This is a genomic window from Pontibacter sp. HJ8 (genome assembly GCF_054824225.1).
This window is the reverse complement of record NZ_JSYF01000478.1, coordinates 1-4,685: the sequence shown is the minus strand read 5'-3', so window position 1 is coordinate 4,685 and position 4,685 is coordinate 1. Positions and strand designations below refer to the sequence as shown.

6 protein-coding genes are annotated in these 4,685 nt (G+C 48.7%); 3 read left to right on the top strand and 3 right to left on the bottom strand.

Annotated features, from left to right (window positions below):
* Positions 1 to 154: 154 nt before the first annotated feature.
* From OB13_RS18115 to OB13_RS18105, 3 genes are all read left to right on the top strand, one after another.
* Positions 155 to 742, top strand: coding sequence for a hypothetical protein (locus OB13_RS18115; protein ID WP_461491593.1), 588 nt, complete (start codon positions 155 to 157; stop codon positions 740 to 742).
* A 247-nt stretch (positions 743 to 989) separates the two neighbouring features.
* Positions 990 to 1,595 (top strand): DUF7010 family protein, encoded by a 606-nt coding sequence (locus OB13_RS18110; RefSeq protein WP_461491592.1) that lies wholly within the window; start codon positions 990 to 992, stop codon positions 1,593 to 1,595.
* 209 nt (positions 1,596 to 1,804) lie between these two features.
* Entirely contained in the window at positions 1,805 to 2,452 is a 648-nt protein-coding gene (locus OB13_RS18105; protein WP_461491591.1) for a class I SAM-dependent methyltransferase, read from the top strand.
* A gap of 36 nt (positions 2,453 to 2,488) precedes the next feature.
* On the opposite strand, the gene OB13_RS18100 is transcribed toward OB13_RS18105, so the two are convergent.
* The 3 genes from OB13_RS18100 to OB13_RS18090 all read right to left on the bottom strand — a co-directional run bounded on the left by OB13_RS18100 (position 2,489) and on the right by OB13_RS18090 (position 4,380).
* On the bottom strand, positions 2,489 to 3,082 hold the full coding sequence (locus tag OB13_RS18100; protein WP_461491590.1) for an NADH-quinone oxidoreductase subunit C: 594 nt from the start codon (positions 3,080 to 3,082) through the stop codon (positions 2,489 to 2,491).
* Between the two features lie 54 nt (positions 3,083 to 3,136).
* Positions 3,137 to 3,757, bottom strand: a complete 621-nt coding sequence (gene nuoB, locus OB13_RS18095; protein WP_461491589.1) for an NADH-quinone oxidoreductase subunit NuoB — start codon at positions 3,755 to 3,757, stop codon at positions 3,137 to 3,139.
* Positions 3,758 to 3,879: 122 nt separating this feature from the next.
* Entirely contained in the window at positions 3,880 to 4,380 is a 501-nt protein-coding gene (locus tag OB13_RS18090) for an NADH-quinone oxidoreductase subunit A (RefSeq protein ID WP_461491588.1), read from the bottom strand.
* Positions 4,381 to 4,685 lie beyond the last annotated feature (305 nt).

The window sequence follows — 4,685 nt, the reverse complement described above, 5'->3', positions numbered from 1 at the left end:
ATTATAACTTATATTTCCTGCTAGAAGAAGTTAATGTTAAGAGAAAAGTTGTCACCTCGCGGCAGCAGGTGCACGATAACCCCACCGTTGGCAATCAGGCAGAAATTGACAGAGTATCTATAAATAAACTAGAGAACGATTTAATATAGAACTTATGGACAGGAAGAAATTCTTCAAAATCCGACTTTATCTGACAGGTATAGTATCCATTACTATAGGAGCACTTTTGGTTTGGCAGCATTATCACGGGGGCGTACCCATTCATCATATTGCGGCAGATGAAACTTTGCCCGCCATTTCAAATTGGTGGGGCGTTCTGTTGCTTCCGGTGCTAACATGGTTTCTCACGTATCGCATTCAAAAGAGAGTTTTTGGCAACAAAGACGCATATCTTGCTACTACAAAGTCTTTGCTACATGTGCTTTACAGGTTTACCGGCGCCTTGTTATTTGGAATCTTAATAGCAGTCTGCTTTTCTTTTGGGTATCATGACATGACGGGCAACCTGGTTTTAGGACTGCTTCCGGTTGCCATTTTCTTCCCCATATACCGGGCCGAGTGCCTGCTTGGGTTTGTGATCGCGATGACCTTTACATTTGGGGCGGTCCTCCCAACCGGGTTTGGGACATTCTTAACTCTGGTGGCAGCAGGGCTGTACCTATACATTCGGGCAGGAATCGTGTATGCCTGGTCAAAATTTGCTCCCCTGCTATCGTTCAGCAAACACAAGCCCCAGCCATGAAAAAGGAGAAGTAGTATAAGCAGCTTCTCGCCAAAATAAGGAGAGAATTAATAATGAAAGCCCGAATCATCAACAGCATCTGCCCGCAAGCTGGATGCTTCATGGGGAAAGAGCCGGGTCAGACTGGCAATGCCTCGTAGGAAGCTCAGATGTGAGCGCCCTGCCTGCCGCTAGCTACAAGACGTGAGCAGCAAGTGCTACAAAAAAAGTTAGAAACTTAATCCAAACGCTCATTATATTAAATCGAATGAATAAGATAAAAATGGTGGACGCTGATCAGGTTACGGCAGGCACTGTACAGGATTTACATAACATAAAGGATGCCCAACAGGATATGCGGGCAGCTTACCTGTATGGTTACACCGGAGTGTTGGTGTCGGGAACGGCTTGGCTTGTTGCCGGACTTGTAGCCCTGTATGTATCGCCAGAAAAAGCGGTCTGGACCTTACTAGTGGGAGGCGTTTTCATTCACCCTGTCAGCATTCTGCTCAATAAAGTTCTGGGAGCCAGTGGTGTTCACGCACAGAGTAACCTGCTGGGAAAGCTTGGCATGGAAGGAACAGTATTTATGATCATGTGCCTGCCGCTGGCCTATGGGCTGTCTTTTCAAAAAGTAGAATGGTTTTTCCAGGGGATGCTCCTCATCATCGGAGGCAGATATCTGACGTTTGCCACACTCTACGGTTCACGGATCTACTGGGCTTTAGGTATAGGATTAGGTATAGCTGGCTACCTTCTGTTTAACTTGAATTCATCTGCCCAAAGCACGGTTTTGGTGGGTGCCGCTATTGAGATCACTTTTGGCCTTCTGATGCTGACGGTACTTCGCAGGAGAAAAACCGCCCTGATCTAATTACTCGAGCTGAAAGCAAGCTAACAACAAGCGTATACCGCATGCTGCTGCTATACCTGGTCCAACCCCGAACCGTTATTAAAAATAACCCTATCATAATCTATTGAATGTGGGATTATTGCCTCTTCTCTTTTATATGCAGCATATTATATCTTCTGTGTGGCAATTATTTTTTATATTGATCTCACGATAAGCTAACATAACAAGAGATGAATACCGATTTAGTTGCTTACTACAAAGAGAGGGCACAGGAGTATGAGCAGGTATACCAGAAGCCTGAGCGGCAGGAAGAACTCTCAGAACTTACTGCCATACTTCAGGAGATATTTGCAGGGAAACACGTCTTCGAAATTGCGTGCGGCACGGGTTACTGGACCGAGCGTATAGCCAGAGCAGCTAACTTTATACTGGCCACAGATATCAATGAAGCGGTGCTCGATCTTGCCAGGGCAAAGTCTTATCCGGAAGAGCGGGTCACGTTCAAGCAGGCCGATATATTTAGTTTGAAGGATACCCTCGTCCGGTATGAAAGTATTTTCGGTGGTTTTATCTGGTCGCATATTCTGCTGCAGGACCTGCCTAAATTTATCGATATACTCAACAGCCGGGTGGTGGCAGGTGGCACGGTGGTGCTGATGGATAACAACTATGTGGAAGGAAGTAGTTTGCCTGTAGCCGAGCAGGATGAAGCCGGCAATACCTACCAGATCCGCACACTGGACAATGGAAGTACACACAGAGTACTGAAGAATTTTCCGACAGAGGAATTTTTGCGAAAAGTGCTGGAAGGCAAAGCCACGGATATTGAGTATATCAGGAAGGAGCATTACTGGCTGCTCCGCTACAAAGCCCTCTGACAAATCAGCCGGCGCGGTAACAAGGTATAGCGGCTGTTAGCTGGGCTTCTCCCGTTTGTCGGTGAATGGCTCCGGCCTGCTGGTCAGTTGCACCGGCTCGCCTCTGAAGCCGCTGTTCTCGTTGTGGTCATCGTAGGGCACTTTGATGCCGTGGTAATAGTCCTGCAGTTTGTAGTCTTTGCGAAGCGGGTGTCCTTCCCAGTCGGCAGAGCACAGGATACGGCGCATATCCGGATGATCCTGGAAGTATATTCCCACCAGGTCAAATATTTCCCGTTCGTGCCAGTCGGCCGTGCGCCAGATGGAGCTGACAGTCGGCACCTGGGGGATGGGCTCGCCCTCGGCATTGCGCGGCACGATCACTTTGAGCATCAGGTGGTGGTCGTAAGGTATGGAATACAGGTTATACACCACTTCCATCGTGCCTGCTTCGGGCCCATTGTCTATACCTGTCACGCAGGAGAGCGAATCAAAATAAGTCAGCTCGTTGTCATGCAGCTCCAGGCATACCTCCGCCAGGCGCTCCGTCTGTAGCACCAGGTAAGGTTGCAGGTTATCCGGCTTTTCGGAGACAATCACCTCTTCGCCAAACTTTCCTTTGATAAAATCTCTAAGCTCCCCGAAGTTCATTTGTTTAGTTTTGAATGAGTGATTGAGTGGATGAGTGAATAATGAGTGATAGATTTAAGCAGTTGGGTTTTGCGGAATATCCACCCTTGACTGATTATTATTCCCTTCCGTATTATCCATTCCTGCGTCCTCATTCGTAAATCCTAATTCTTCATTCTGAACTCTATTCGCCATGATCTGCTGCACGGCTCTGGGGGCACGGATGGTTTCCTTGCGGATGATCTCCTGTAAACGTAAGAAACCTCCGATCAAAGCTTCCGGCCGGGGCGGGCAGCCGGGCACGTATACATCGACAGGTATAATCCTGTCTACGCCCTTGACCACATGGTAGCCGTGTTCCCAGTAAGGGCCGCCGCAGTTGGAGCAGGAGCCCATCGAGATCACGTAGCGCGGCTCCGGCATCTGCTCATACAGCCTACGCACCCGGTCTGCCATCTTAAAGGTAACCGTACCGGCCACGATCATCACGTCAGACTGGCGGGGAGAAGCACGCGGTATAATGCCGAAACGGTCCAGGTCATACCCGGAGGCATAAGCACCCATCATCTCGATGGCGCAACAAGCCAGGCCGAAGCCCATCGGGAACAGCGAGGTGAGTCGCGCCCAATTGAGCAGGTCGTCCAGTTTGGTGATCACGACACCGCCTTCTCCCGTCTTATCCTGTGGTATATTCAAGTAGGAATTAGAAATTAATAATTAAGAATAATTTTCCAGTGCTCCATAAACGATAATCAGAACTGCTCACGTTTTGATACAAATCAAAAATGTTAACTGCTTCCTGATCGCTGTTTATTTTTTTACTGTTTATTGTTTCCTGATAACTGTTTTCTCTGTTCGTTCACGCGCTGGTATACATCCATCGGGATCCTGGAGCGGCTTTGCGGCACGACCGGCTTGGGCTTTATCCAGTCGAGGTGGCCTTTGACCCAGACATAGGCCAGACCTAATATCAGCACACCAATAAAGATGAACATCTCGATCAGCGAGAACCAGCCCCAGACACCATCCGTTGCCTCGATCAGCTCTCTTCTTCCGAACACAGTAGCCCATGGAAAAAGGAGAACCAACTCCACATCAAAAATGATAAAGATAAGCGCCACCACGTAAAACCGCGGATTGAACTGTACCCATGAATTGCCGATGGGCTCCTCGCCTGATTCATAGGTTGTCAGCTTCTCTGCGTTCGGCCGGTCCGGCCGAATGAGCTTCGAAGTGAACAAACCTATGATCACAAAGATCACACCGCCAATCAGGAACAGCAGGATGGTTCCGAAGTCCGAAAGGTATGTTTCTGCCATAGTACTGCAGCTGTTTTACACAAATTTACAATAAAATATTCACCCTACCCCTAAAAACAGGAAAGGTCCGGGGGATTGTTTGTCGACCCCATGCTCTCTTTCTTATGGAGGGCTCCTACCGCAAAGAGGGACTTTCTTGTTGCTGCCATTGGACAGGTATAAGCGTGGTAAAGAAGCTACCGCAGTTCCGGGTCCAACCACCCCTGCCCCTCCTTGTTGAAGGAGGGGAGCCTGCTATTGATAGAGCTCCAGTTCTTGTTTCATAGCAGGCGTAGAGTCATCCCCCTGCCCCCTTCGAAGGGGGA

Bases quoted from the DNA above. Each gene is read 5' to 3' on its own strand.
- OB13_RS18110 (WP_461491592.1), top strand. From the start codon at position 990: ATGAATAAGATAAAAATGGTGGACGCTGATCAGGTTACGGCAGGCACT.
- OB13_RS18115 (WP_461491593.1), top strand. From the start codon at position 155: ATGGACAGGAAGAAATTCTTCAAAATCCGACTTTATCTGACAGGTATA.
- OB13_RS18105 (WP_461491591.1), top strand. From the start codon at position 1,805: ATGAATACCGATTTAGTTGCTTACTACAAAGAGAGGGCACAGGAGTAT.
- OB13_RS18100 (WP_461491590.1), bottom strand. From the start codon at position 3,082: ATGAACTTCGGGGAGCTTAGAGATTTTATCAAAGGAAAGTTTGGCGAA.
- OB13_RS18090 (WP_461491588.1), bottom strand. From the start codon at position 4,380: ATGGCAGAAACATACCTTTCGGACTTCGGAACCATCCTGCTGTTCCTG.